Source organism: Psychrobacter sp. PSP, assembly GCF_024085615.1.
GTDB classification, from domain to species: Bacteria; Pseudomonadota; Gammaproteobacteria; order Pseudomonadales; family Moraxellaceae; genus Psychrobacter; species Psychrobacter pacificensis.
The window spans coordinates 40,093-66,888 of sequence record NZ_JABLTF010000006.1 but is presented as its reverse complement, the minus strand read 5'-3'; the positions used below and the strand labels follow the sequence as shown (position 1 = coordinate 66,888).

19 protein-coding genes are annotated in these 26,796 nt (G+C 43.7%); 10 read left to right on the top strand and 9 right to left on the bottom strand.

The window, feature by feature from the left end; all coding sequences use genetic code 11:
- Positions 1-37 precede the first annotated feature (37 nt).
- From HL061_RS14010 to pnuC, 3 genes are all read right to left on the bottom strand, one after another.
- A complete protein-coding gene (locus HL061_RS14010) occupies positions 38-328 on the bottom strand; it encodes an inner membrane CreD family protein (RefSeq protein WP_227674283.1) in 291 nt (96 codons plus the stop codon).
- A 152-nt stretch (positions 329-480) separates the two neighbouring features.
- A complete protein-coding gene (locus HL061_RS01695) occupies positions 481-1,059 on the bottom strand; it encodes an ATP-binding protein (RefSeq protein WP_240366416.1) in 579 nt (192 codons plus the stop codon).
- A complete protein-coding gene (gene pnuC / locus HL061_RS01690; protein ID WP_071001600.1) occupies positions 1,031-1,735 on the bottom strand; it encodes a nicotinamide riboside transporter PnuC in 705 nt (234 codons plus the stop codon). Before pnuC ends, HL061_RS01695 begins: the two co-directional genes overlap by 29 nt.
- A gap of 278 nt (positions 1,736-2,013) precedes the next feature.
- On the opposite strand from pnuC, the gene HL061_RS01685 reads away from it, so the two are divergent.
- The 7 genes from HL061_RS01685 (at position 2,014) to HL061_RS01655 (ending at position 10,056) form a co-directional block, all read left to right on the top strand.
- Complete coding sequence (locus tag HL061_RS01685; protein ID WP_071001599.1) at positions 2,014-3,159, top strand: beta-ketoacyl-ACP synthase III; 1,146 nt, start codon at positions 2,014-2,016, stop codon at positions 3,157-3,159.
- A gap of 236 nt (positions 3,160-3,395) precedes the next feature.
- A complete protein-coding gene (gene prfA, locus HL061_RS01680) occupies positions 3,396-4,487 on the top strand; it encodes a peptide chain release factor 1 (RefSeq protein WP_058024705.1) in 1,092 nt (363 codons plus the stop codon).
- Between the two features lie 104 nt (positions 4,488-4,591).
- On the top strand, positions 4,592-4,900 hold the full coding sequence (locus tag HL061_RS01675) for a type II toxin-antitoxin system HigB family toxin (RefSeq protein WP_071001598.1): 309 nt from the start codon (positions 4,592-4,594) through the stop codon (positions 4,898-4,900).
- Positions 4,890-5,240: a transcriptional regulator gene (locus tag HL061_RS01670; RefSeq protein ID WP_071001597.1), complete on the top strand. Its 351-nt coding sequence runs from the start codon at positions 4,890-4,892 to the stop codon at positions 5,238-5,240. The genes HL061_RS01675 and HL061_RS01670 overlap by 11 nt, the downstream gene beginning before the upstream one ends.
- An 83-nt stretch (positions 5,241-5,323) precedes the next feature.
- Positions 5,324-6,850 carry a lysine--tRNA ligase gene (gene lysS, locus HL061_RS01665; protein ID WP_093070814.1) on the top strand — a complete coding sequence of 509 codons (1,527 nt, stop codon included), beginning with the start codon at positions 5,324-5,326 and terminating at the stop codon, positions 6,848-6,850.
- A gap of 158 nt (positions 6,851-7,008) precedes the next feature.
- On the top strand, positions 7,009-8,922 hold the full coding sequence (gene dnaX, locus HL061_RS01660; protein ID WP_252962442.1) for a DNA polymerase III subunit gamma/tau: 1,914 nt from the start codon (positions 7,009-7,011) through the stop codon (positions 8,920-8,922).
- Between the two features lie 234 nt (positions 8,923-9,156).
- Positions 9,157-10,056 (top strand): LysR family transcriptional regulator, encoded by a 900-nt coding sequence (locus HL061_RS01655; protein ID WP_071001594.1) that lies wholly within the window; start codon positions 9,157-9,159, stop codon positions 10,054-10,056.
- 108 nt (positions 10,057-10,164) lie between these two features.
- On the opposite strand, the gene HL061_RS01650 is transcribed toward HL061_RS01655, so the two are convergent.
- Both HL061_RS01650 and HL061_RS01645 read right to left on the bottom strand, forming a co-directional pair.
- Positions 10,165-11,346: an aspartate aminotransferase family protein gene (locus HL061_RS01650; protein WP_093071001.1), complete on the bottom strand. Its 1,182-nt coding sequence runs from the start codon at positions 11,344-11,346 to the stop codon at positions 10,165-10,167.
- Positions 11,347-11,387: 41 nt separating this feature from the next.
- On the bottom strand, positions 11,388-11,579 hold the full coding sequence (locus HL061_RS01645) for a DNA gyrase inhibitor YacG (RefSeq protein ID WP_093071003.1): 192 nt from the start codon (positions 11,577-11,579) through the stop codon (positions 11,388-11,390).
- A 182-nt stretch (positions 11,580-11,761) separates the two neighbouring features.
- Between HL061_RS01645 and HL061_RS01640 the strand changes: the two genes are divergently transcribed.
- Positions 11,762-12,418, top strand: a complete 657-nt coding sequence (locus HL061_RS01640) for a DUF938 domain-containing protein (RefSeq protein WP_093071005.1) — start codon at positions 11,762-11,764, stop codon at positions 12,416-12,418.
- Positions 12,419-12,504: 86 nt separating this feature from the next.
- Here HL061_RS01640 and HL061_RS01635 read toward each other — a convergent pair whose 3' ends face one another.
- Complete coding sequence (locus HL061_RS01635; RefSeq protein WP_212563533.1) at positions 12,505-13,899, bottom strand: AarF/ABC1/UbiB kinase family protein; 1,395 nt, start codon at positions 13,897-13,899, stop codon at positions 12,505-12,507.
- Positions 13,900-14,290: 391 nt separating this feature from the next.
- A complete protein-coding gene (gene purD, locus HL061_RS01630) occupies positions 14,291-15,601 on the bottom strand; it encodes a phosphoribosylamine--glycine ligase (protein ID WP_093071009.1) in 1,311 nt (436 codons plus the stop codon).
- A 139-nt stretch (positions 15,602-15,740) separates the two neighbouring features.
- Here purD and HL061_RS01625 point away from each other — a divergent pair, with 139 nt between their 5' ends.
- Both HL061_RS01625 and HL061_RS01620 read left to right on the top strand, forming a co-directional pair.
- Positions 15,741-16,022, top strand: a complete 282-nt coding sequence (locus HL061_RS01625; protein ID WP_071001589.1) for a hypothetical protein — start codon at positions 15,741-15,743, stop codon at positions 16,020-16,022.
- Between the two features lie 146 nt (positions 16,023-16,168).
- The gene (locus HL061_RS01620) at positions 16,169-21,013 is read left to right on the top strand and encodes an NAD-glutamate dehydrogenase (protein ID WP_252962441.1); all 4,845 of its coding nucleotides are present in this window, start codon (positions 16,169-16,171) and stop codon (positions 21,011-21,013) included.
- Positions 21,014-21,148: 135 nt separating this feature from the next.
- On the opposite strand, the gene HL061_RS01615 is transcribed toward HL061_RS01620, so the two are convergent.
- Together HL061_RS01615 and HL061_RS01610 are read right to left on the bottom strand one after the other, a co-directional pair.
- Positions 21,149-25,024 (bottom strand): SbcC/MukB-like Walker B domain-containing protein, encoded by a 3,876-nt coding sequence (locus HL061_RS01615; protein ID WP_252962440.1) that lies wholly within the window; start codon positions 25,022-25,024, stop codon positions 21,149-21,151.
- A 64-nt stretch (positions 25,025-25,088) separates the two neighbouring features.
- On the bottom strand, positions 25,089-26,705 hold the full coding sequence (locus HL061_RS01610) for an exonuclease SbcCD subunit D C-terminal domain-containing protein (protein ID WP_252962439.1): 1,617 nt from the start codon (positions 26,703-26,705) through the stop codon (positions 25,089-25,091).
- Between the last annotated feature and the right edge of the window lie 91 nt (positions 26,706-26,796).

Below are 26,796 nucleotides of genomic sequence, written 5' to 3'. Positions count from 1 at the left end.
TATCAGTTTATGTGACTTTATTTATACAGCGCTTGGCTTATGTGACTTTGTACCAGTCAAGTTTGCGAGTCATCACCATGACACAGGCAAGTACCATAAAGCAGAATATCGCGCCCAGTAATAGATTGAGATCTTCTGTAATTAAAATGCCGAAAAAGGCAACATATAGTCCAGCAAGTGTTGCGGTAAAGAGTAAAGCCCGTTTCAAACCGCCAAATACATAGTAGCTATACCAACCAATAAGTCCCACGCACGCGCTAGCGGCTATAGTATATACTTGCCAAAAGACAATTTGCTCAGCAAGTGGTAGCAATAGGACATAAAAAATAATTTGGTTAATAGTGTTTTTGCATGTTGGCGCCTCCTAAATGTCTTGAATCCACAGCTGCTGATACAGTTGGCTGCGGCGTTAATAGACATCATAGAGAGGAGGTAGCGAGAAAATATGCAAGGAAGATGAATAGTATGTGGAAAACCATTCTAGGGATTACCGAGATGAGCGAGCTGCGCGATTACTTGCCGGACACGTTCTTTTCTATCGCCACTAATACGCACAAAAGGTTTTTGATGCTTGCTTAATTGACTGGCAAAATAGGCGCTTATCTCATCACGTTGGTACGGACTGTCTCGCAGGTCATCAGCCACCCAAGGTATATCAACCTTAGTCAATAGTATCAAATCATAATGATGTGCCAATGCTGCTTGCTCAAGAGCGGTGGGGCAGTTACCATAATACCAATGAGAGTAGACCATTAGCTCAAACAGACTGGTATCACAAAACAAATAGCGGTTTTCATTAGACGTTTGGGTGACTTGTTTAGCCAGTTTGTTCTCTAACGCAATCTGACCTTGTGCGATAGGTAGCAGGTCATCCCATGTACAAGTAAGCTGCTCATCATCCCACTTCGCTTGCAAGTAAGTACGCATATATTCTGACACCCACAGACTATCGAAATGCGCTGCCAAATCACGGCACAGGGTTGTTTTCCCCGTACTTTCTGCGCCCAAAACTGCGACAGTAATGACAGATTCAGGCGTATGCTGTTCGAGGTTGTACACGGTAGCGTCGTTGCCATTCATAATAGGCCCAGATTGCAATGAGAGTGAAGACTACATATTGTAGCGCGGTAAAAGTAAAGCCTTTATAAAAGTATAGTGGTACTGATATCGCATTAGCAATGATCCATAGTATCCAATGCTCAATTTTGCGCCGTGCCATAAGCCACATGGCCATCAAAAACAGAGCCGTGGTGAGCATGTCAGTATAGTCCACCCAAGTGAATAAATGTACACCAAGAACGGCACCATCAAAACTAAAGCCGTTATTAATCACCGGACGGAAATAGTATATCAGCGCCACAAAAGACATGGTTGCTATTGCCAAAGCAGACAAGATAGGTACATCGCCTGCATGCAAATGCTCAATACGGACGTTGTTTGACTCATGTGTCTCTATAGGCTGATTCTTTTTGTTCTTTGACCAGTTAATCCAACCATATAAACTCATCACCGTATAGTAAGCATTGATGAACATATCGCCAAACAGCTGCCATTTCCATAGTAAATATACAAATATCGCAGTGCTGATTAAGCCAATTGGAAAGACTAAGATATTGGTTCTGCTGGCAAGCAAGACACTTGCCACACCAAAAACCACGGCAATCAACTCTAAGACGATAAATGTCGTGGAGTAATCCGCATATTGACCAAATAACCAAGTAAGAAGTTCTGCCATTAGTATTCCTAAAGATGAGCGTGTATCGATGTGTTTGGGTGGTTATACAGAGCAAAATGGCGCTAATTATAACGTAGCTATCAAAGAATGACGTGAGTCTTTGCTTATTTATCGCCAGAAACAGATTATTTGTAACAAAGCATTAGAAAAAATTTAATATTCAGGCATAATAAACACACTGATTTTAAGTTTACAGTTATTCACTGAATTTGAATGGCTATTATTTTCCACTTTTATGCTTATTCCAAGCACCACAGTAGTAGACAAGGAAGCGTATCATGACGACTTGTATCACAGGCACTGGTCTTTATATTCCACCTTACAGTATTAGTAACGAAGAGCTAGTTGAGTCATTTAACCAGTATGTTGAAAACTATAATACCGAACATGCTGAAGAGATAGCTGCAGAGACAATGACGGCACTTGAGCCTTCTTCAGCTGCTTTCATCGAAAAAGTATCTGGTATCAAATCACGTTATGTGATGGAAAAAGACGGTATTTTAGACCCTGAAATCATGGCACCAGTCATTGCCTATCGTAACTTAGGTGAAGAGCTGTCTGTGATGGCAGAAATGGGCGCGGCTGCGTTAAAAGACGCATTGGCTGATGCTGGACTTGAGGCCAACGATCTAGATGGTATTATCCTTGCTTGCTCAAACTTCCAGCGCACTTATCCTGCGGTTGCTATTGAAATCCAAAATGCCATTGGTATGGTTGGCGGCTTCGCTTATGATATGAACGTTGCGTGTAGTGCGGCAACGTTTGGCCTATCACAAGCGCATGGTTCTATCATCTCTGGTCTTGCCAAACGTGTGGCTGTGGTCAATGTCGAGATTACCTCGGCGCATCTAAACTGGCGCAATCGTGACAGCCACTTTATTTTTGGTGATGTAGCAACGGCGACTATTGTTGAAGAATTAGACACGCCAAAGGGTTATGAGATTCTAAACGCTAAGCTATTTACTCAGTTTTCGACCAACATCAAAAACGAATATGGCTTTATGGATCGCTCAGAGTATCTAGCCGCGCAAACGGAGATGTATCCAGACATCAAAGCGCCGGTCACTGATAAACTGTTTTTGCAAAATGGTCGCAAAGTATTCCGTGAAGTTTGTCCAAAGGTGTCTGAAGTTATCACTGAGCATCTGCAAGAAAATGATATACCGACCTCTGATGTTAAGATGATGTGGCTACATCAAGCTAATGCCAACATGATAGATTTGATTTTACGCACTGTCATCGGTAAAGATGCTGACAAATCAATCGCACCAAGCGTGATTGCTGAATTTGCCAATACCAGCTCAGCGAGCCCAATGATTGTATTCCATCGCTATAAGGATGAGCTAGCGTCAGGTGATCTAGGTGTTATTTGCTCATTTGGTGCCGGTTATTCTATTGGCTCAGTATTGGTTCGTAAAGTCTAACGTTTTAATACGATGTTTTTGATAGATAAAAATAGCTAAGAGTCTTCTTAGCTATTTTTTTGTCTACTAATGGTATCAGAACCAAGTATCTTTATTTAAGAATAAGTAGAGATATTTGAGAGTATAGTGACAAGATTGCTGCGAATATTGAGAAGAATGCTTAGAGGTTTTAATTTACCCCAAAAAATTTGCTATAATCACGAGCTTATTCCTCTTATCCAATTAAAAGTCCTTTTATGAAAGAATCCTTACGCCTGCGTTTAGACCAGATGGTAGACCGTTATGAAGAGGTCACCGCCTTGTTATCAGATCCTAGTGTCATCAGTGATAATAATAAATTTCGCGAATTGTCTGTCGAGCACAGCGACTTGATGGACATCACGACCTTATGGCAGAACTATCTGAATGCAGAAACGGATCAAGCCGATGCAGAAGCGATGCTAGCTGACGCGACAGATCCTGACATGAAAGAGATGATGCTCGATGAGATTGAAACGGCACGTGATACCATTGTAGAGATGGAAGAAGCGCTTAATGTCATGATGCTACCAAAAGATCCTAACGATAAGGTGCCAGCATTCTTGGAGATTCGTGCTGGGACGGGCGGTGATGAAGCAGCGATTTTCTCTGGTGATTTGTTCCGCATGTATCAAAAATACGCGCAAACCCAGGGCTGGACTGTTGAAGTTCTATCCGCGAACGAAGGTGAACACGGCGGTTATAAAGAAATCATTACTCGCGTATCGGGTAATAGCGTCTATGGACGTTTAAAGTTTGAGTCTGGCGCTCACCGTGTACAGCGTGTCCCTGAGACCGAAAGTCAAGGTCGCGTGCATACGTCAGCTTGTACGGTTGCAGTCATGCCAGAAGTTGAAATCGATGATACCGTTGATATCAATCCTGCGGATATTAAGATGGACACCTTTCGCTCAAGTGGCGCGGGTGGTCAGCACGTTAACACCACTGACTCAGCCGTACGTTTGACGCATATTCCCACGGGTACTGTGGTAGAGTGTCAACAAGAGCGTAGCCAGCACAAAAACCGTGCACATGCGATGAAAATGCTGGTCTCTAAAATCCAGCAAGCCAAAGTACAAGCGCAGGTCGATGTAGCGGACTCTATACGCCGTGACTTGGTCGGTAGTGGCGACCGCTCAGAGCGTATTCGCACCTATAATTTCCCGCAAGGGCGCATGACCGATCATCGTATCAACCTGACCTTATACAAGCTTGACTCCATCATGGAAGGTGACTTGGATGAGATTCTTGATGCACTGTTACGTGAGCATCAGGCTGACTTGATGGCCAGCATCGGCGGCGAAATGTAAGCCATAGCGGTGAACTATGCGAGTGAGGTTAAGAAGGGGTATAGCGATTAGCGTTGCCATATTCCCAAATTGGGAATATAATTGGATACTATACACTAAGTCATATGAGAGTTATTGCCAAAAGCAGTTTACGTAAATTCTGGGAACAGCCTAACAATGGTGATGCAAAAGGTCAGCTAGAAGCTTGGCATGATTTTGCACTAAAAGCCAGTTGGCAATCGCCGCAAGATATCAAAAACGATTTTAAGAATGCGAGTATTTGCGCTAATAATAGAGTCGTTTTTAATATTGCAGGCAATAAATACCGATTGGTGGTTGAGATGCAGTATCAGGCTGGTATTGCTTGGGTCAAGTTCATCGGTACTCATAGTGAATACGATAAAATTGATGTGGAGGTTGTCAATGAATATTAAACCAATTCGTAATGATCAAGATCTAGCACATGCATTTGCTCAGCTACAAGCTGTGTTTCAAGCTGATGAGGGTACACCTGAGGCTGACGAGCGTGAAGTGCTAGTAACCTTAATTGAAGCTTACGAAAACAAATATTATCCTATCGAACATGCCGAAGCTGTCGATGCTATTATTTTTCAGATGGAAAATCTAAATTTAAGTAGAAAGGATTTGACACCTTATTTGGGATCGGCAAGTAAAGTATCTGAAGTATTAAATCGTAAACGCCGATTGAGTTTGCCAATGATAAGAAAACTACATGAAGGGCTGCACATTCCTTATGAAAGTCTTATTCACTAGGTCTCCTCTATTTGAGATACTATTGTTTTGAGTATCAAATATTAACTAAAGATAGTTTACGGCTATCGTATTATGAGAGTTTTATGTCAACAAATAACCAAGACCAAACCCAAGCGCCAGAAGACACCAATGAACTGATCGCGCAACTTCAAGCCAAGCTAGATGATATCACTGCCTCAGATAAACAGCCGTACCCAAACACCTTTAAACGCACCCATTATGCAAAAGATTTGCAAACGGCTTTTGATGGTGTGTCAAAACAAGAAATTGAAGAAAAAGCGGCGAATGGTGACAAAACACAGGTCAATGTGGCGGGCCGTGTCATGTTAAACCGTGGCTCATTCATCGTTATCCAAGACATGACAGGTCGCATCCAATTATATGTGGCACGTAAAGAGCTTGATGAGGAAACGCGTGCAAGCATCAAATCTTTGGATTTAGGTGATATTGTTGGTGTGTCAGGCTATATTGGTCGCTCAGGTAAAGGCGATTTATATGTGCATATTGAAGAGATTACGCTGTTGACTAAGACCCTACGTCCGATGCCAAATAAGTTCCATGGCCTAGCAGATGTAGAAGCGCGCTATCGCAACCGTCATCTTGATTTGATGACCAATGAGACGACTCGCGATACCTTTATGGTTCGCAGTCAGATCGTCAGCGGCATTCGTCAGTTTATGCTGAATGAGCGTTTTATGGAAGTTGAAACGCCAATGATGCATCCCATTCCAGGTGGCGCGGTGGCTCGTCCATTTGAGACACATCATAATGCTTTGGATATGCCATTATACTTGCGTATCGCGCCTGAGCTTTATCTCAAGCGTTTAGTCGTTGGTGGGTTTGAGCGAGTATTTGAGATTAACCGTAGCTTCCGTAACGAAGGGGTCTCAACCCGACACAACCCTGAATTTACCATGATTGAGTTTTATCAAGCCTATGCTGATTATCATGATTTGATGGACTTGACTGAGCGCATGTTTAATCAGCTAGCGATAGATGTCTTGGGTACGACAGAGATTACCTATCAAGAAGAAGCCATCAGCCTAAAAGCGCCATTTGCTCGTCTATCCATGTCTGACGCCATTGCAAAATATGCCAAAGACTTTGATATGTCACGTATCGACGATCGTGACTATCTGGCACAATACGCCTCAGTGACCCTTAAACAGCAGGTCAAAGAGGTGTTCGGTGTGGGCAAGCTCAAAACCATCATCTTTGAAGAAACGGCTGAGCATCAATTACGTCAACCAACGTTTATTACTGAATATCCAGCTGAAACGTCACCATTGGCACGCCGTAATGATGACAATCCTGAGATTACCGATCGTTTTGAGTTGTTTATTGGTGGTCGCGAGTTGGCGAATGGTTTTAGCGAGCTTAATGATCCAGCGGATCAAGCTGAGCGCTTCCGTGGTCAGGTTGCCGAAAAAGATGCAGGCGATGATGAAGCCATGCACTTTGATGAAGAATATATCGAAGCATTGTCTTACGGTCTGCCGCCAACAGCAGGCGAAGGTATTGGTATTGATCGCCTTGTGATGCTATTTACTGACTCTGCCAGTATCCGTGATGTGATTTTATTCCCACACATGCGCCGCAAACACGATTAATGATGAATGAGTCGTTAACCAAAGCCGCTTATTAAGCGCGGCTGAGTCATAATCAAATCAGCAAGAAGCCAGACGAATGCGCTGGCTTTTTGCTATAATGAATACCGAAAAATCGTATTAAAAATAAGAATATTAATTACTTGGCACAATGGATAGCTATGTCGCAGCAATATCAAGTTTTAGCTCGCAAATATCGACCCAAAAACTTTCATGAGTTGATTGGGCAGACGCATGTCTCGCAAGCGCTGATTAATGCGATTGATTATAATCGCTTGCATCATGCGTATCTGTTTACTGGTACCCGAGGTGTGGGTAAGACGACGATTGCGCGTATTTTATCTAAATGCTTGAACTGTGATACGGGTATTACTAGCACGCCGTGCGGTGTTTGTGATAATTGTGTGGCGATTGATCAGGGACGTTTTATTGATCTTATTGAGATTGATGCCGCCTCTCGTACCAAGGTCGAGGACACGCGTGAGCTGCTTGACAATGTGCCTTATGCGCCAAGCCAAGGGCGATATAAGGTGTACCTCATTGATGAGGTGCATATGCTGTCGACCCACAGCTTCAATGCACTCCTCAAAACGTTAGAAGAGCCACCTGAGCATGTAAAGTTTTTGCTAGCGACCACTGATCCACAAAAATTACCGATTACGATTATTTCGCGCTGCTTGCAGTTCGTATTGCGTCCATTACCACAAACATTACTTAGCGAGCATCTAGCAAATATTTTAACCCAAGAGCAGGTTGGGTATACTCAGCCTGCCATTTGGCAACTGGCAAGTGCGGCTAAAGGCTCTGTGCGTGATGCATTGTCACTGACAGACCAGGCCATTGCATTTGGTCAAGGGTCACTTGATGATGCCACTGTCAATGCAATGCTTGGTCTTATTGACTCTGCCGACTTGGTACGATTGATCACAGATATTTATAACCATGACAAAACCGCTGTTGCCGCGCATATTGAGCAAATGCGCGCGCAAATGGTTGATGCAACGAGTATGTTTGATGGGCTTGCTGAGCTACTCCATCAATTGGCATTGACCCAACTGTTGCCTGAGGTCGCTCTCAATGTCAATGAGGCGCAAGCCAAAAACATCTATACACTTGCCCAACATATTAGCCCTGATGTGCTACAGCTATACTATGAAATTGTTGTACAAGCACGTGAAGGCGTCAAGCTTGCTAGTACGCCGATGCAAGCGCTTGAGATGTGCATTTTGCGACTGCTGGCGTTTCGCCCTTTGCCTGTCGATGAAGTGTTGACTGATAACTATGGCAATAATATGGCCTCTATCGCAGCAGCAGAGTCGGTTCCAAATGCTATGACGCATGAAGCCTCAGCCCCATTAGAGGCTTACGATGTTGACTACCATCCACAGCCTCTAGATGAGCCTCAAAGCACTATTGATGATAATGATGTGACACTGTCAGCGGCTACTGGCCCTGAGCCAATTGTTGAGCCTGAACCAATTGTTGAGCCTGAACCAATTGTTGAGCCTGAACCAATTGTTGAGCCTGAACCAATTGTTGAGCCTGAACCAATTGTTGAGCCTGAACCAATTGTTGAGCCTGAACCAATTGTTGAGCCTGACGCAAATGATTCTCAGTTAGCAGTACCATCAGATGAAGATCCTCGTACTTTATTACGCTGCGCCCCTCAAGAGCTGACAGGGGAGTGGAACTCGGAAAAATGGGATTACTGGCTACAGACAGCTCGTGAGGCAGAAGTGTTGGCACAGGACGAGCTGGCACTTGCCCGTCAAGGTACGATGGTAGGTCAATGTAATGGCACAGCCACTTTTTTGACCAGTGTCGATAGTAGACATTTACAAGCGACTTTCCAGCAGTTAGCTGCTAAGCTGCAGCAACAGTTCACAAGTGCAGAGATTGATTTAAAAATTGATAGTAGTATTATGCAAAGCGATAACAAAACACCAGAGCGTCGCCAGCAAAAACGTTTGGAGCAAGCCAAAACGGTTGCTGAGATGAAGTTGCGACATACACCCGTCATGCAATATTTGACTGAGCGCGGTGAAGGAAAAATGGGTAAGGTACAGCTATATTAAGTTTCAAAAAAAGCTGTTATTAACATCATTTAAAAATATAGATATGTTTTAGCAATGGTTTTATATAAAATATCAAGGTGATATTGTGCTATCGCCTTGATATTTTTTTGTTTTTTTTGAATAAGCAATTTGCCTTCTTAAAAAATGAAAAATATTTAATAACGATAATATAAATTAAAATTCGTTATAATGGTTAAGTTATATTAAAAACTGAAATGAAGTTTAGGTGAGAATATGTTGGATAATTTACGCGGTATGGCTGTGTTCGCCAGTGTGGTCGGACACGGCTCTTTTAGTGGTTCTGCTCGCGAGCTTGGTATTACTACTAGTGCAGTCAGTCAGCAAATTCGTTCACTAGAGAATGAGCTTGGCGTTGTGCTATTGCATCGCTCGACTCGTAAGCTCAGCTTAACGGAAGCTGGTGAGAGCTTTTATGAGTCGGCAAAAGATGTGGTCAGCGCGGCTGAGCAAGGTCGAATCAAAGTTAATCAATTGCGTGATGAGCTAGCAGGTAGTCTACGGGTGTCGACGACGCCTGAGCTTGGCGTAAATCATATATTGCCAGCGCTTTCTACATGGATGGCTGCGCATGATGATCTGAGTGTCACTTATCTCGCAGACAATCATTATATCGATATGATTGATGAACGTATCGACATCGCGATTCGCATGAGTCCATCGATTAATGACTCGAGTCTAAGTAGCTATCCGCTCACCGATGTGCGCCAGTTACTCGTGGCTTCACCCCAATATCTGCGTCAGCATCCTAAGATTAATACACCAAAAGATTTGGCTGATCATCAATTAATTTGTATTGAAATCATGAAAGATGCCAATCAGATTGATATGATTCAGACAGAGACCAACAAAAAAACGCGTGTAAAAATGAACTCACGTATCTACACCAACAATGTCTTCATGGCGACAACCTTAGCTAAAGAAGGTCATGGCTTGGTGAGAATGATGGAAATGGACATCAAAAAAGAGCTTGAGAGTGGAGAGTTGGTAGAGGTATTGACTGGTTATCAGTTGCCGAGCTTTGTACTATATGCCGTTACCTTAAACCGCGACCAACAACCAGCTAAAATCACTCGTTGCCTAGAAGTACTGAAGAAATATTTTCATGCAAACTAAGTGTTATGCAGACTAAATATTGGTTGTTTCAATAATCGGTCAGCAAAAAGCCTATGGATAGAGTTGTCCATAGGCTTTTTTATTACATGCTACATATTCAAGCAAGCTTTAGAATGTTGGCTTTAATAAGTTGATCAATCGTTCAGCGACTTGTGTGCTTTCATCACGGCTCATATTGAGCGGTGGTAGCAAACGTACCACATGGCCACCTGTCACATTGATGATAAGTTTTTGCTCGTCACGGGCACGATCTACCAATTGGCTACAATCCATGTCTTCAGGTAGCGCAATACCAATCATCATACCGGCACCGCGGCTACTTACGCCGTGTTGTCCTAGTGCATTGACGAGACTTTCTCGGATAAACAATCCTTCCGTCACCGCATTCTCCATGATGTCGCTATTTGCAAGTACATCGTACACGCTATGTACCACGCGACTGGCTAATGGCGTACCACCGTAAGTAGAGCCATGACTCCCTGCACCAAATAATCCATTGGCACGCCCACGTACCATACAAGCGCCGACTGGAAATCCATTTCCCAAGCCTTTGGCAGTCGTCAATACATCAGGGCGCGCATTGCTATGCTGATAGGCAAAATATTTACCAGTACGACCATTGCCGGTTTGCACCTCATCAAGCATGAATAACCAGTTATAAGCATCACACTCTGCTTGTAGCTCTTCTAAATAGGTAAAGCCATTGGCCGCAGTATTAAGACCACCTTCACCTTGGATCGGCTCTACAAAAATGGCGCAGATGTCCTCATGGTCTAACGCCGCTTGCTTTATCGCGGCAATGTCACCAAATGGCACACGGATAAAGTCGTCATCTAGAGTATAAAACCCTTCGCGGGCTTTTGGGTTAGCAGTGGCCGATAGTGATAGTAATGTACGGCCGTGGAATGACTGCTCCATCACGATGACTTTTGGGCGTGCAAAGCCTTGTTGCGACGCATACAGGCGTGCAAGCTTTAGTGCCGCTTCATTTGCTTCAGCGCCACTATTGGCAAAAAACACACTATCCATTTGAGCTGACGTACATAGTTTCTCTCCTGCGCGCTCTTGCCAGTCGATACCGAACAGATTGCTGGTATGAACCAAGGTCGCTGCCTGCTGTTGAATAGCGTCGGTCACTTGTGGATGGCAATGTCCTAATCCACATACCGCGATACCAGTTAAGGCATCTAAGTATGGCGTATCGTCTTTTGTATAGAGCCAACTGCCTGCACCGCGGGTAAAGCTGATCGGTTGACGATTATAAGTGGGCATTAGGTAAGTAGCAGACATGTAAAACATCCTTGGTATAATAAATTGAGTAAAGAGGTAGGTTATAGCTCGTCAGAAAAAGGTGTGGTTTCTGCAGGTAACGTGTATTCTTCATTTGCCCAAGCACCTAAGTCGATCAGCTTACAGCGACCACTACAAAATGGCTTATATTTGTTGTCTTGCCAAGCAGTTTGAGTGCCACAACGTGGGCAAGGGTAGGTTTTGGGTGCAGTGTTGGTATTAGAGTCAGTCATAATAAAGGTGGGAGTATCCTTGATGTTATTAGTATCATTTGCGCACGATAGTTATTTATTATCATATAAATTGTGATGAATTGAGGAGTACTAGTTGTCGTTATATTACTATTCAATTAGATTGGCTATATAATAGCATGGGGCAGAATAATGACAAAAGACAAATGCTTTAAGGATAGTAGATGATAGACAATATCGAGTTCACACATCAGCAAGCGCGTGCCTTTCAACCACAACGACTCTCCGCACCGCGCGACTTTATGATTCCAAAAATCATCAGTGATAATAAAGACGAAAAGCCGTTAATCTTGGAGATTGGAGCAGGGAAGGGCAAGCATGCACTTAGCTTTGCCCTGCAAAATCCTGATAAGCATTTGATCGCCATTGAGCGCACACGCAATAAGTTTGATGCTTTCTCAAAGCTGGCTACACTGCAAGACCTATCGAACCTAGATGCGATCCATGCAGATGCGATTGCTTGGACGGTGCATGCGCTAAAACCCAATAGTGTGGCTAAAATATTTATTCTTTATCCCAATCCTGAACAGCATAATCCCAATCAGCAATGGCTAAATATGCCCTTTTTTGAGTTTCTACTATCTCGCTTGCAAGTAGGGGGAGAGATAATACTGGCCACCAATATTCAATCTTATATGGACAATGCAGAGCATCAAGCAGCTAAGCTTTGGTGCCTACCAAATAATCGCTACCGAGTGCCTGTCGACAGCCAGCGTACGCATTTTGAAGTGAAGTACCTAGCGCGGCAGGAGGTATGCTGGGAGTTAAGCATCCGTAAGCCAAAATGGTATAAAACCCGGTTTGATAATTGGCAAGCTTAATAATAGGCGAAAAATAGCCTAAGCAGAAAAATATAAATCAGAAAAGCCGTCACTAAAGGACGGCCAAAATTTCGCACTACTAAAAACTATAAATAAGGTTTGACCAAGGTATTAGGGTTGGTATGTGCGTCAAGCACTGTTAAAAAAGTATATGCACCAATAAATTTGCGGCTAATAAACATAAATTCTTTTGGAGGAAGGTTAAATTCAAAAGATTGCATCGCACGAGTAGCTTTAGTGGATAAGCGTGAATGCAATTTGCTATTGGCCCAAATATAGCGATTTTGCTCATCCAAACAATCTGTAGGGATGTCATCGTTTTTCTCAGGATCACTGAATGGCTCGGTAGCCAATAGGAACAATGAGGCAATATCAGAGCGTACTTTATCACTCATACTATCGAAGAAATCATAACCCGTCATCGCTAGAGTCATTGCCTGATGGTTGTGGTGATATCCTGCCCTCAATAGTCCACGGGCAATCGTAAGCAAATTACTATCAAATTGACGAATTGCACCAAAATCTAGCAAAACAAGTTTATCAATATCGTCTGTACTTTCACTAACTCGAACTAAATAGTTACCAAAATTAGGATCCGTCTGCATTTCACCCCAGACAAAAATCTCTTGCATCATAATTTCGATGGCAGCTTGACCAATTGCACTGCGGCGCTCGTGAGGCAATAGCTGTAGTGCTTCAGACACGACAGTGATACCTGGCTCATATGACATACATAGCAGACGTTTTTTTGAATAATTACGATTAATTTTAGGCACGATATAACGTGGATCATTGCTTAAACGATCGTAGAAACGCTCTGTTGTTGCTGCTTCTGCTTCATAATCGACTTCATGGTGGAGTAGGTCCCGTATTTCCTCAAACCAAGCATCGAGAGCGCGCGTTTGGGGGACGATGTTACTTACCTTTAGTAGTCGCTTAAATAGGGCAAGATCAGAGTTGATGGCATCGGCCACCCCCGGATACTGAATTTTCAACACGACTTGTTCACCAGTTGCTAATACTGTCGCCCGATGGACTTGGGCAAGAGAAGCCGTTCCAATAGGAACAGGGTCAACATCGAGCTCATTTAGTTTTTCACCCAATAGCTGGCGCAATGTTTGCTCAATTGTCGGCCAGGTAAGCGTCGCCGTATCATCATTGAGCGTTTGCAAGGCACGCGTAATCTCTGGTGGCAATATATGTTCACCATAGATGGCTAGCATTTGACCAATTTTGACAACTGAACCTTTCAATTTACCAAGCTCTGATGCCAGATAACTCGCTTGAGCTTCCATAAATGCTTGGTTACGTGCGGTCCGTGCTTCTTTATTCAAAAACATGCCAGACACACTATTACCCGCCCAACGACGACCAATATTTAAGGAGGTTTTAGCAATCGACATGCGGCGATCAAACCCTGAGGTTTTTAGACTATCGATTGATTGCTTATTGTTAGAAGGTTTAGACGTATCATTTGCCATAAATATAATCATTCATCCAGTTGGTATTGATTTGCGGGTTCGAGACCTACAATACAAGGGAGATGTGATGCACGGGTATAAAATTGTATCATATAAAGTGCATGGGTTTTATGAGCGCACACAGGCTGTTGATAGTTACTTTGTAAGTCAAAATAATTGCGTGATATTTTACCGATTTAATGTTGAGAGTTGTGCTCATGTCTGGTCTATCATTAAGCCGCCATCTCATTTTTTATGAGCATTTCATCAAAAATAGACCTAAAAATGACTGTCAAAAAATAAGACCTAGCATGCATGATGCTAGGTCAAATAATGTATAGCGTATCAGTCATATTTGCTTAATCAGACATATGGAGTGAAAAACTCACGTTATCTGACAAGGATTAACTCATCAAGCATTTTCACGAGCAATGGCATGATGCCCGATATCACGGCGATATTGCGCACCATCAAAGCTAATCGCAGCAGTGACTGCTAGTGCTGCTTGCTGAGCTTCAGAAATATTATTTGCTAAAGCAGTCACGCACAATACACGACCACCGTTAGTCACAACTTCGTTCTCATTGTCATTCGAGAATGCCGTACCAGCATGAAATACTTTAACAGCATTATCGTTCGTAGTGTCCAGCTCTGGCAAGCCAGCAATCACATCGCCTTTCGATGATGTTTCAGGATAGCCTTTCGATGCAACTACGATACCTAGAGCAGGGCGGTTGTCCCATTTGGCTTCGCTAGGCAGTTGACCTGCCAACCCTTGTGCAACCAAGTCTACCATTGATGACTGCAGGCGCATCAAAATAGGCTGCGTCTCTGGATCACCAAAGCGGCAATTGAATTCAATGACATAAGGATCGCCTGCTTTATCAATCATAAGACCAGCATATAAAAATCCAGTATAAGGGTGTCCTGCGTCTTTCATCGCATCGACGACTGGCTGAATGACTTGTGACATCACTTTGTCATGAACGTCTTTGGTCACGACTGGCGCAGGTGAATAAGCACCCATACCGCCAGTGTTGGGACCCGTATCCCCTTCAAAAGCACGTTTGTGATCTTGGCTGGTCGCCATTGGCAAGATATTGTCACCATCAATCATGCAAATAAAGCTGGCTTCTTCACCTTGCAAGAACTGCTCGATGACCACACGACTACCAGCATCACCGAATTTGTTGTCCGCTAGCATATCGTCAATCGCTTCATGCGCTTGCTCAATAGTCTCAGCAACAATGACGCCTTTACCAGCAGCAAGCCCGTCAGCTTTGATAACAATAGGCGCGCCTTGCTCATCAACGTAAGCTTTGGCAGCAGTAGCGTCTGTAAATCCTTGATAAGCAGCCGTTGGAATATTGTTTTGTTCCATGAATTCTTTAGCAAAGGTTTTCGAACCTTCTAATTGAGCGCAGTAGGCTGTTGGACCCCATGCTTTGATACCAGCATCACGGCACGCATCAACGATACCAGTGACCAAAGGTGCTTCTGGTCCGACGATGACCATGTCAATATCATTGTTTTGGCAAAATTCGATAACAGCGCTGTGCTCACTGGCATCAGTAGACGTTAAGACAACGTTTTGGCATTTAGGTTCAAGGGCCGTGCCAGCATTACCAGGAGCGATATAGACATTTTCGACATTGTCATCTTTTGCACACTGCCATGCCAGCGCGTGTTCACGACCACCTGAACCAATCACCAAAATATTCATCATACCTCTTGCCCTTAGCATTAAAGTTAATAATGAGCTATTCGTACGCTCGTAGATATATCGGCATATTCTAACAAAAAAACAGTATTGATTACTATGAGTATCCACTTGCCAGCACCTAATCTCGAATGCTAATGCTATGGCATTGAACATCATTGTCTCATTAGCAAAGGTTATCGACATGTCGTTGATTCATGAAATGATGTTGTACGCTTTAGCTCGCGCCGCAGGTGCGTTAAACTTCACTATATTGATGGCATTAAATCCTGATGGCTACATATTCATAAAAATAAGAGTAAAAAAGGAGAAAGTCTTTAGACGTCATAATAAAAGAATAAGTCGCGTGACTGGATATATTGCCATTGCATCACAAGTTATAGTCGAACCACTATTAAAGTGTTACAGCGTTAGACTCGTTTAGCCTACTACCGTAGTACTTGCACTCGTCTGCCTTATACCACTTTTAATATTGATTGACTATATAAAGCCCTATATGCAATGACGGTAATTAACACAGATTGATAAACATAAATAGATAAACCAAACCTATAAAAAGGACGAAGGACAATGCCAAACTCCCTCAGTATCGCAAAAGAGCGCATTAGCCAGATAAGCGATATTGCTACCAGTTATGTACAAAAAGACAAATCGCTATTTGATCATTTTATCCATAGCTACTATGAGCCGCTGCATCAAGAAACTGCAGAGGCGATCAGTAATGCTGATTTGGCGGGCATGGCGCTACATCACTTTACATTGCTCAAAGCCTATGATTGCAGCAAACCACAACTGGCAGTATTGAATCCCTTAGCAGAAGAGCAGCACTTTCATAGCTCGCACACGGTCATTCAGATCGTGGCATATGATAGACCATTTTTAGTCGATACGATCTTGATGAGCCTTGAAGCTGAAGGTATCGATGTGCATCGTACTTACAATATCATCGTAAGTGTTAAACGCGATGAGGACGGCCAGATTACTTATGTTGAAGGCGCACATGAAAGTGCCACTTCTCATATGTCGTTGATTCATTGTGAAATTGCGTATCAAGATAATGAAAACTTGGAAGCATTACAACAAATGCTTATGTCTAAAATTGACACGCTTGATATTGTCGTTGGTGACTGGAAACAAATGCGTGCGCAGTTAAATGACATTAAAGCTGAGCTGTCTAGCAAACCACTGCCAGAAGTGTTCTACTCACAACAAGAAATCCAAGCATTTTTAGATTGGATATTAGATGACCACTTTATCTTCTTAGGTTATCGCGAGTACCGTTTAGAAGGCGGTCACGAAATCGAAGTCGCCGAACCTACTAATTTGGATTTATTTGCCATTGGTAATAGCGGTCTTGGTCTATTGCGCGGTTCAGAAGAAGACAAAATATCAGAAAGCTTCAATCAACTGCCTAAAGGGCTAAAACAATTATTAACTGAGCCGCGCGTGTTGATGCTGTCTAAATCAAGCCGTGTATCTCCGATACATCGCTCGGTATATATGGACTTTTTGGGTATCCATAAGTTCGATGATAATGGTAAATTGATTGGTGAGTATCGCTTTATCGGTTTGCTGACATCACAAGCGTATCAGCTTACCGTACAGCAAATACCGCTACTACGCGAAAAGGCCAACAAGATTATGGCCATGGCAGAATTGCCACGTGGTGGTCATGCTTATCATAAATTGATGCATGTGATTAATACCTTGCCACGTGATGATCTGTTCCAAGCCAGCGTCGAAGAGCTGTACCCAATTGTCTCAGGTATTAGCCAATTACAAGACAAAAAGAGCTTACGCTTATTTAGCCGTATCGACCATTACCAACGTTTTGTCTCGTGCTTGGTTTATATTCCACGTGATAAGTTCAACACTGAGCTACGCATCAAAGTACAAAACGTTCTAAAAGATGCTTATAACGGTCTGTCTTCAGGTTTTACCACTGAATTCAATGAATCTGCGCACGCCCGCGTCCATGTCCATGTGCGTACAGTCCCAGGTCAAGTGAATGACGTTAATATCGCGACACTGGAAGCCAAATTGTCAGCACTTATGCAGTCATGGGATGATAATTATCAAAAAATGCTACTCGATAATGTGGGTGAGCAACAAGCCAACGCTTTGACTCGTCGCTTTTTAGACTATATTCCTGCAGCTTACCAAGAGCGTTTTGATGCTCGTACCGCAGTCGAAGATACGAAGCGTCTGGCGGGACTGACCGCAGAAAACCCAATGATTTGGCATTTATACCACTCGACAGGCGATGCACGTAACCAACTTCACCTAAAGCTATACGGTCGCGAGCAGCCTGTTATCTTGTCAAAAGTACTACCAATACTTGAAAACTTTGGTGTATCGGTTATCTCAGCACAAACTTATGAGTTTGATTTGCCAGAGCAGCCTATTTGGATGCAAGAGTACGAGCTGACGCTAGAGCATGTCGATACGGTCAATATGCAAGTCGTGCGTGGTCAGTTCGAAGATAGTCTCAAGCAAATTTGGGCAGGCCGTGTTGAGAGCGATTCGTTCAATGAGTTGGTACTAACGACCAAGCTCGACACTTACGATGTCGTCGTATTACGTGCGCTGTCTCGCTATATGCTACAAGCTCGTGCGCCATTCTCCAGTGCTTATATTCAGCAAACTGTTGTTAAAAACAGTGATATCAGTGTGGCATTGGGTAGCTTGTTCGATGCGCGCATGAACCCTGAATATAGTGATGAGACGCGCCAAGAAAAAACAACGAAAATTCAAGAGAAAATCACTGCTGCGTTAGTAGATGTCGATAGCCTAGACGAAGATCGTATCTTGCGCTGGTACTTAGATTTGATCAATGCGATGGTACGTACCAACTTCTATCAAGTAGATTGCGACGGTCAACGCAAAGATCGTTTGTCGTTTAAGTTCTTGGCAGCAGACATTCCAAATCTGCCTAAACCAAAGCTCATGTTTGAGATATTTGTGTATTCACCGCGCGTTGAAGCGGTGCATCTACGTGGTGGCAAAGTCGCCCGTGGTGGTCTGCGCTGGTCAGATCGTATGGAAGATTTCCGTACCGAAGTACTTGGCCTTGTCAAAGCACAGATGGTCAAAAACGCAGTAATCGTCCCTGTTGGCTCTAAAGGCGGCTTTATTGTCAAAACCAAAAGCATGGCTGATGGTCGTGAAGCGTTCCAAGCAGAAGGCATTGCCTGTTATCAGACATTCCTACGCGGTATGCTTGATGTGACTGACAATATCGTTGATGGAACGATCGTCCCGCCAGCCAACACTGTACGCTATGATGAAGATGATCCGTACTTGGTTGTCGCAGCGGACAAAGGCACAGCGACTTTCTCTGATATCGCCAATGCACTCGCAGCAGAGTACAACTTCTGGCTGGATGATGCTTTTGCTTCAGGTGGTTCAGTAGGTTATGACCATAAAGCCATGGGTATCACAGCGCGCGGTGGTTGGGAGTCGGTCAAACGTCACTTCCGTATGCGCGGTATGGATATCCAAAACCGTGATGACTTTACCGTGGTCGGTATTGGTGACATGAGTGGGGATGTATTCGGTAATGGTATGCTGCTCTCAACGCATACTAAGCTCGTTGCTGCCTTTAACCACCTGCATATCTTTATTGATCCTAATCCAGACACGGCGGCCTCATACGCGGAACGCGCACGCTTGTTTGAGCTACCGCGCTCATCATGGGCAGATTATGAAGCATCATTGATCAGTCAAGGTGGTGGGATATTCTCGCGCCAAGACAAGACTATCGCTATCAGTCCTGAGATGAAATCGCTCTTTGATATCAGTGCAGACAGCCTTACACCGAACGATTTGATCAGTGCGTTATTACGTGCGCCTGTCGATCTGATTTGGAATGGTGGTATCGGTACGTATGTCAAAAGTGCAAATGAGACGCATGCCGATGTTGGCGATCGTGCCAATGATTCGCTACGTATCGATGGTAATGAGCTACGTGCAGCCGTCGTTGGTGAAGGTGGTAACTTAGGTCTAACCCAGCAAGGTCGTATCGAATACGCTCAAACGGGCGGACGCATATATACAGATGCCATCGATAATTCAGGCGGTGTAAACTGCTCGGATCATGAAGTCAATATCAAAATCTTACTTGGCAAAGTGGTCGAGCAAGGCGATATGACGCTGAAGCAGCGTAATGAATTGCTTGAGAGTATGACTGACACCGTAGCAGAATTGGTACTACGTCAGAACTACTTGCAACCACAAGCCATTGAGCTGAGTCATATTCGCGCCGCAGCCAATCTAAGCGATCATCAGCGCTTCATCCAAATGTTAGAGAGTGAAGGGCGCCTGGATCGTGCAATTGAGTATCTACCATCAGACGAAGAGATTACGAAGCGTCAAAAAGCAGATACCGGTCTGACCAATCCTGAGCTCGCCGTCGTCTTGGCTTATGGCAAAATGTGGGTCTATGACAATCTGTTATCATCTGATTTACCAGATGATCCGTACTTCATTAACGAGCTACGTAAGTACTTCCCAGATGAGCTTGCATCACGCTTTTTTGATGAGATGACTGAGCACCGCTTGCATCGTGAAATCATCAGCACTTACTTGACCAACAGTGTGGTCAACCGCTTAGGTATTGAGGCGCTATTCCGTCTGTTTGAGGAAACCGATCAATCCCTAGCGACTATCGTGCGTGGTTATGCGATTAGCCGTGATGTATTCAACGTATCGCGCGCTTGGCAAGCATTAGAAGCACTAGATAACCAAGTTGAAGCAACACTACTGCTGAACCTTGAGCTGCGTCTACGTGATGCGCTTGAGCGCGGTGTGGTCTGGTTCATCAACGCCTTCGGTCAAAACTTGCAAGTTGCTGATATGATTAGCCGCTTTAGCGATAGTGTTGAAAAACTGACTAAGCAAAGTGGCTTTATTGAGCAGCAGTTTGCACAGTATCTGCAAGAAGACACCGAGCGTTTGATGCAAAAAGATCTGTCTGACAACGATGCTACCTTATTTGCGATGCTACCGTATCATGTCGATGCGCTTGATGCTGCATTGCTAGCTGAGCAATATGAGCGTCCTGTTGATGAGATTGCAACCCTATACTTTGAAGCCTATCAAGTGTTGCAGTTAGATTGGATGATGGACAATATTGCCAATTTACCGCAGCAAGACTACTGGGATCGCCGTGCACGCCATGCGTTAGTGAACGAGTTGTCACGTAGCTTGCGCCTACTAATGGATGCGGTACTGTCTAAACCAGATGCCAAGCAAGCATTTAGTGAATGGAAAGCAAGACACGTCGATCAGCTTGCAGCAGTCACGACAGAGATGAATAAGTTAGATGAGCTGCATAGCAACAATGAAGAAGATCAAATTGGTCTGTCAACGCTGTCAGTACTAATGAGTGAGCTGAGTGGTTTAGTCACTAAATAATCAGTTACTCATTAAGAAATAAATATCTGTAAGTTCAAAAAAACCACCGTTCTTAATGTTTGGTGGTTTTTTATTGTCTAAACAAAATCGTTTAATCGAAAGTAGAGTAGAAAGTAGCAAACTGAATAGCTTAAATTACGAGGCTTTTTCACTGACAACTTTGTGACATCCTTGACCACTAATTCGGCTAAAGCCGCCTGAGAGCTTTTCGACCTTAATTTGGGTTAAGATACGATCTTTTAGCGCCTGTACATGGGATATCACCCCGATTAATTTTCCTTCTTGTTGCAAGTTGGTCAGCGTATCTAGCGCAATATCCAAAGACTCTTCATCCAAGGTACCAAAACCTTCATCCAAAAATAGCGAGTCCACGCGGATATTTTGGCTCGCCATTTGTGACAAGCCTAATGCGAGCGCCAGACTGATGATAAAGCCTTCACCGCCTGAGAGATTTTTGGTACTACGAATCTCGCCACCTTGATAATTGTCAATGACGTTGAGCTCAAGCGGGCTATTGTCATCACGAGCCAGCAGGTAGCGATCACTCATTTTTTGCAGCTGAGTGTTGGCATGATTAACCATCAGATCAAAGGTAAGTCCTTGAGCAAAGGTACGATACTTTTTGCCATCAGACGAGCCAATCAATTTATGTAGCTGTTGCCACACTTGTAACTTCTCTTTTTGGGCATTGATGGCATCAATCTGTGCCTGTTGCGTGCTTTTCTTATCCTCATTGTCTCGTAACTGCTGACTGATTGCACCAATTGACTCAATGCAGCTATTAAACTTCTCTTGGACTTGCGCTTGCTGCTGGATAAGCGTTTCTTTATCGTCTGTTGTCAGCGGATTAGCTTGCTTATCTTCTAATGCTTTCTCGGTTTCTTTCAATAAGGATTGCGCTTGCTTGTGTGCATAATCAATACGTTCTTGCTGCTGTTTGAGTGCATTACGCTCATCCATAGGCAAGCGCGCCGCCAAAAATTCTGCTTCCGTATCAAAGCTGGAGGAGGCAAGTGCCGTTTGGAACTGGTTTTCTAGAACCTGCACGGTATCAGCTGCTGCTTTGATTTGCTGGGTGATCTGCTCTCGTTGGTCTTTTAGCTGCTTGAGCGTGTATTCAGCACTGTCTAGTTGTCTTTGGGCAACGGACTGATCGGTTTTCGCTTGTTCTAATGCCTCGCGCAAACGCTGCTCTTCTGCATCGGGATCTTTGTCGGCGAAGACATTGACTCTGTGTGTTTGTAGCTGCTCAAGCGCCTTTATTTTTTCAATCACGAGTTGAACCAGACTATCAAGCTCCTGTTGGTCTTTATCCAACTGGGTTTGTTTGGTATCGATCTGTATTTCTAGACCGCCTAGTTCTGTCGCTAGCTTTTGCTGATGCTCTTTATAATTATTAAGCTCATTTTTTATGGTTATAAGCGCTGCGTGCTGCTGACGCAATGTCGTGATATGCGTATGATAATCCGCCTCGTTTAGGATAACTTGGCTATCAATACTTTCCATCAGGGGATGTAAAGTTGGCTTCGAGGCGCGTATCTGCGCGATTGCGTTTGACTGAAACGTGCCAGCCGCGTATCTTTCTAAGAGCTGAATGATGTCATTTTTAAGGGTGGTTAATTCAGAGAAATTATCGTGAATGTGTTTATCTGTATTATTTATACTCACGGATGTTATTTTGATATTCGTCTCAATCCCATTAATATCGCTTGCCAGCTTATGCTGCTGTTGTGCTAATGCGCTAATGTCCTCGCGCATGGTAGCGAGCTTCTCGCCAAGCCTCTGATAATTGGACAGCGTGCCTTTAAGTGATGCTTTACGTTCGGTCAATTGATGTTGAGTGCTCTTTAACACCGGTATTATATCTACATGTGTCTCAAATTGCTGCAATGGTTGTATCATTGCCGCGATAAAAGGTGAGTAGTTTTCCTTCAGGACTAAACTCACTGACTGCTTGATATCAGCTGCCAGTTTTTGTGCTTGATCTTGTAGTAGGTTTTTCTGATTTTGCTGTCGCTCAAGCTGCTGCTGTTTGGTTGCTTGACTGATACGATGTACAGATAAGCTGTTTTCCAAATCGGATATGGTGGTGTCCAGCTCTATCATTTGTTGCTGAATCTGATCTGCTTCGGTATCTGATATCAAATGCGGGTGGTTTGCGCCATAAGGATGCTCAAGCGATCCGCACAGCGGGCAAGGATGACCGTCTTTTAGATCAGCAATGTGGCTTTCTAGAGTGGCTACTTTTTGTAGTAGATATAACTGTGTTTGTTTGTCTTGCCGCTTGTCTTTAGTGGATTGGATAGTGGATGATTTATTAGTAATGATATCAGCCAGCACTACCAGATCGTCTTGTATTACTGGTAGCTCAGTGTCTATATCTTTGATCTGTGCGCGAAGCTCATTGAGCTTATCTGCTTTTGACTCTATTTGTTCAAGCTGACGATCGAGGCCATCTATCTGTTCTTGTTCGCTGTGTATCTCAGGTAGAGACTGTCTTTCAATTAATTCGGCTTGCTTTTGTTGTAATTCCTCGATCTGAGCTTGCAGAGCTTTTTCTTTAGCCGCTTGATCCTTTTGTAGTGGATACAAGGTTCTAAGATGGCTTTGATACTGGTCTGTATTGTGTTTTTGGTTGGCCTTGTTGATATTTAAATCAGCATTGTCTTGGAGTAGTGCTTTTAAACTGGTGCAATAACTCTTAAAATTAGCAATATCGCCGTCGATGTCATTTAAGTCATTTGCACCATTAAGATTGCGCGCTATATCTGCTAATTGGGATTTATTTTGTACTGCTTGTTGTTGATGGTGATCAATCTCTAGGCGTAAGCGCTGAGTATGGTCCGATAAAGTATTCTCCCTTTGCTGCGCTTCTTTTAATCCCTGCGTTTGCTGCGTAATGTCGATATCTAGCCTACGCGCTTCTCTAATATTAGGTAAGGTGGATCGCAGCGCCTCATCAGCGGCTTGTACGCGAGTTTTTACGGTATCTAGCAGCACGTTCGCTTGGTGTAAGTTATTCTGTGTTTGCGGCAGCGTATCGTTAATTCCTTGCTGTTCATTTTGTAAACGTTTTAGATTATTGCGGTCAGAGGCAAGCTTTCCGTATTGACTATCAATCTCCAACGCCTTATTGGCAGCGGTTAAGCGGGTAGCGTCATGGATAAAGTCTTGCTGAGCTTGCTGAGCCTGCGCTAGATCATTTTGATAAGTGTTCAGTTTTTCTTTTGATTCTGTGACGCTATCTAGCCACTTTATCTTTTCGACCAAATCTTGAATTTCTCGCTGCTGCGTACTCTGGGTGCTTTGATATGACTGCAAATCGGCTCTTAATTGACCTTCTTCTTCGGTATCTAAAAGTGCCAAGCCATCTAAACCATATTGCAGTTTACTCAATATCTCTTCTTCAGTGCGCTTCTTATTATGAACATGTGTTGAAATGGTGGCATAAATATCAGTGCCTGTAATTTTTTCTAAAATATCGGCACGCTCGTCAGCTTTTGCCTTCAAAAAAGCTGAAAAACTGCCCTGAGCCAGCAATATAGAGCGAGTGAACTGCTGAAAGTCCATCCGAGTCAGTTCAATTATTTTATTTTTGGTATGTTTTAGCGTGCTCTCTAACAGCTCATCTTTTTTTGATGAGTCATCAACGTTTATCTTAGCAATTTCATGAGTGGCGTCTTGCAGATTGCCATCTGCCTTATTATAAGCACGGCGCTGTCCCCAACGGCAGCGGTACTGCTCACCATTTAAATCAATCACGACTTCAGCGAAGCATTCCGCTGTTTGCCGCGTCATTACTTCATTGCTGCTTTTGCTGATACTGTTGATCCTTGGTGTTTCACCATATAGCGCCAGACAAATCGCATCTAAGATGGTGGTCTTGCCAGCGCCTGTTTGCCCAGTAATGGCAAAGATGCCTTCATTCAAAAAAGCAGGATCACTAAAGTCAATGTGCCATTCGCCTTTTAGGGAGTTGAGATTTTTTAGTCGCAGTTCAATCAGTCGCATGAGCAGGTCTTATTTTTAGATAGGTCTATAGAGTGGTTATCAAAGTAGTTGACATGAGCGGCTGTTATTCCGCCTGAGTGTCTTCATGACGCAAGTTATATATGATTTGCTGATAGGCTTCTCGCAGGGCGTTTTTTTGTTCATCTGCGACCTTGTTCAGAAGCAGACAGCGCTCAAACACCTCTTCCTCATCCAAGTCTTGTAGTGTCTCAGAGGTTTGCTGCTGGTTTAGCACTTTATTATAAGTGCGGGTATTTTTTATTTTTAGTACCTCACACCGCAAGCCATCTACCATCGCCTGGATATGCTCACGTAACTCGCTGACCAGCTCGTCACCTGTGTAAATCACTTCGAGCCAAACAGACTCCGTGTCATCTAAAGACTGAGCAGTACTATCAATTTTCTGTTGGATAGACTGTAGATCACCTGAGACTTGTGCCAGTTTTTGAAACGTGGGAATAGGTAAGGAAGCGATCTGCATCTGACATGATTTGTCAAAATGTAGTCGCTGCGGTGGAGAGGTCATTTTTGAGTCAACATCATTTGAATTGAGGTCATCAACCTTGCTTTCTTGCTTTACATGGTGTTCGTCTACATTGCTTTTGTCGCGGCCCTCATTGTTTACTGAATCATCAAAGCCAAACAAATCATCCATAAAACCACTCGTCTGATTGGCTACTTTTTTAGCCGCTTTTTCTACCGATGTTTCAATTGTAGCAACTGTACGGGTGATCTGAGGCGCATTGCTTGCAATGGTACGAGCAGCGGTATTGTTTGACATTGGTTTTTTATCACTAAACTCGTTTTTTACTGCGCCAAACTGTATGAGCAACACTTGTTTTTGCTGGCGCGCCTCACCAAAACCCATGGCAATCGGCGAGCCTGAATAGCGAATGGTCTCACGGCCGCCGACCCGCTGCGGGACATGCAAATGCCCAAGGGCGACATAGTCAAAACCCTCATCAAACATATCAGCGGAGATTTTGCCAAGTGAGCCAACATAGAGATCGCGCACGCCGTCATCATCGGTTGTTTTGCCACCAGCGGCGAATAGATGACCTGTGGCAATGATAGGGATATGCCGTTGATGAGCTTTTATTAATTTGGCCTGCTGTTCTCTAGCAATCGCTGCTACTTCATCATAGTGGGCGCGAATACCTTTGATAACATTGGCGTCTTTGCTATCCGCAGACTCGCCAGCGCTACTGCTACGTACATCACGGTCGCGCAGGTAGGGTACAGCGGCGATAATGCAATGAGGATTGTTATCATCATCACCTAAGACCAATACCTCATCTTCTAAATCATCACAAGCAGTCCCAATCACATGGACATTCAAAAATTTGAGCACATTGCTTGGCGCATCCAAAAATGTCGGTGAGTCATGATTGCCTGCGACGATGATGATATGCTGGCAACAGGAGCGTGAGACTCGCCCCAAAAACTCATAATACAGAGCCTGCGCTCGGTTGCTCGGTGTCATGGTGTCAAAAATGTCACCGGCGACAATCAGTACATCGACGTGTTGCTCGCTAATGGTGGTTTCAAGCCAGCCCAAAAACGCTGCAAACTCATCATAACGCATACGGCCATAGAGCCTGCGCCCCAAGTGCCAATCGGACGTGTGCAATATTTTTAAAGGTCTAACAGAGATATATTTAGAAGCAATAGATAGGGGCATAGTTTGGCTTATCATTAAACGTCAGAACATTAATTAGGTAGCTTCCATTCTAGCAAGAATCGTTGAGGTTTTCTCTGTTGCAAAAAGAAAA

What these genes read in the sequence shown, in the direction of transcription:
- HL061_RS01645 (WP_093071003.1), bottom strand. Translation starts at nt 11,579, where the DNA reads ATGACTGACTCTAATACCAACACTGCACCCAAAACCTACCCTTGCCCA.
- HL061_RS01670 (WP_071001597.1), top strand. Translation starts at nt 4,890, where the DNA reads ATGAATATTAAACCAATTCGTAATGATCAAGATCTAGCACATGCATTT.
- HL061_RS01650 (WP_093071001.1), bottom strand. Translation starts at nt 11,346, where the DNA reads ATGTCTGCTACTTACCTAATGCCCACTTATAATCGTCAACCGATCAGC.
- dnaX (WP_252962442.1), top strand. Translation starts at nt 7,009, where the DNA reads ATGTCGCAGCAATATCAAGTTTTAGCTCGCAAATATCGACCCAAAAAC.
- HL061_RS01615 (WP_252962440.1), bottom strand. Translation starts at nt 25,024, where the DNA reads ATGCGACTGATTGAACTGCGACTAAAAAATCTCAACTCCCTAAAAGGC.
- HL061_RS01675 (WP_071001598.1), top strand. Translation starts at nt 4,592, where the DNA reads ATGAGAGTTATTGCCAAAAGCAGTTTACGTAAATTCTGGGAACAGCCT.
- lysS (WP_093070814.1), top strand. Translation starts at nt 5,324, where the DNA reads ATGTCAACAAATAACCAAGACCAAACCCAAGCGCCAGAAGACACCAAT.
- HL061_RS01685 (WP_071001599.1), top strand. Translation starts at nt 2,014, where the DNA reads ATGACGACTTGTATCACAGGCACTGGTCTTTATATTCCACCTTACAGT.
- HL061_RS01620 (WP_252962441.1), top strand. Translation starts at nt 16,169, where the DNA reads ATGCCAAACTCCCTCAGTATCGCAAAAGAGCGCATTAGCCAGATAAGC.
- HL061_RS01655 (WP_071001594.1), top strand. Translation starts at nt 9,157, where the DNA reads ATGTTGGATAATTTACGCGGTATGGCTGTGTTCGCCAGTGTGGTCGGA.
- pnuC (WP_071001600.1), bottom strand. Translation starts at nt 1,735, where the DNA reads ATGGCAGAACTTCTTACTTGGTTATTTGGTCAATATGCGGATTACTCC.
- HL061_RS01635 (WP_212563533.1), bottom strand. Translation starts at nt 13,899, where the DNA reads ATGGCAAATGATACGTCTAAACCTTCTAACAATAAGCAATCAATCGAT.
- HL061_RS01610 (WP_252962439.1), bottom strand. Translation starts at nt 26,705, where the DNA reads ATGCCCCTATCTATTGCTTCTAAATATATCTCTGTTAGACCTTTAAAA.
- purD (WP_093071009.1), bottom strand. Translation starts at nt 15,601, where the DNA reads ATGAATATTTTGGTGATTGGTTCAGGTGGTCGTGAACACGCGCTGGCA.
- prfA (WP_058024705.1), top strand. Translation starts at nt 3,396, where the DNA reads ATGAAAGAATCCTTACGCCTGCGTTTAGACCAGATGGTAGACCGTTAT.
- HL061_RS01640 (WP_093071005.1), top strand. Translation starts at nt 11,762, where the DNA reads ATGATAGACAATATCGAGTTCACACATCAGCAAGCGCGTGCCTTTCAA.
- HL061_RS01625 (WP_071001589.1), top strand. Translation starts at nt 15,741, where the DNA reads ATGGCATTGAACATCATTGTCTCATTAGCAAAGGTTATCGACATGTCG.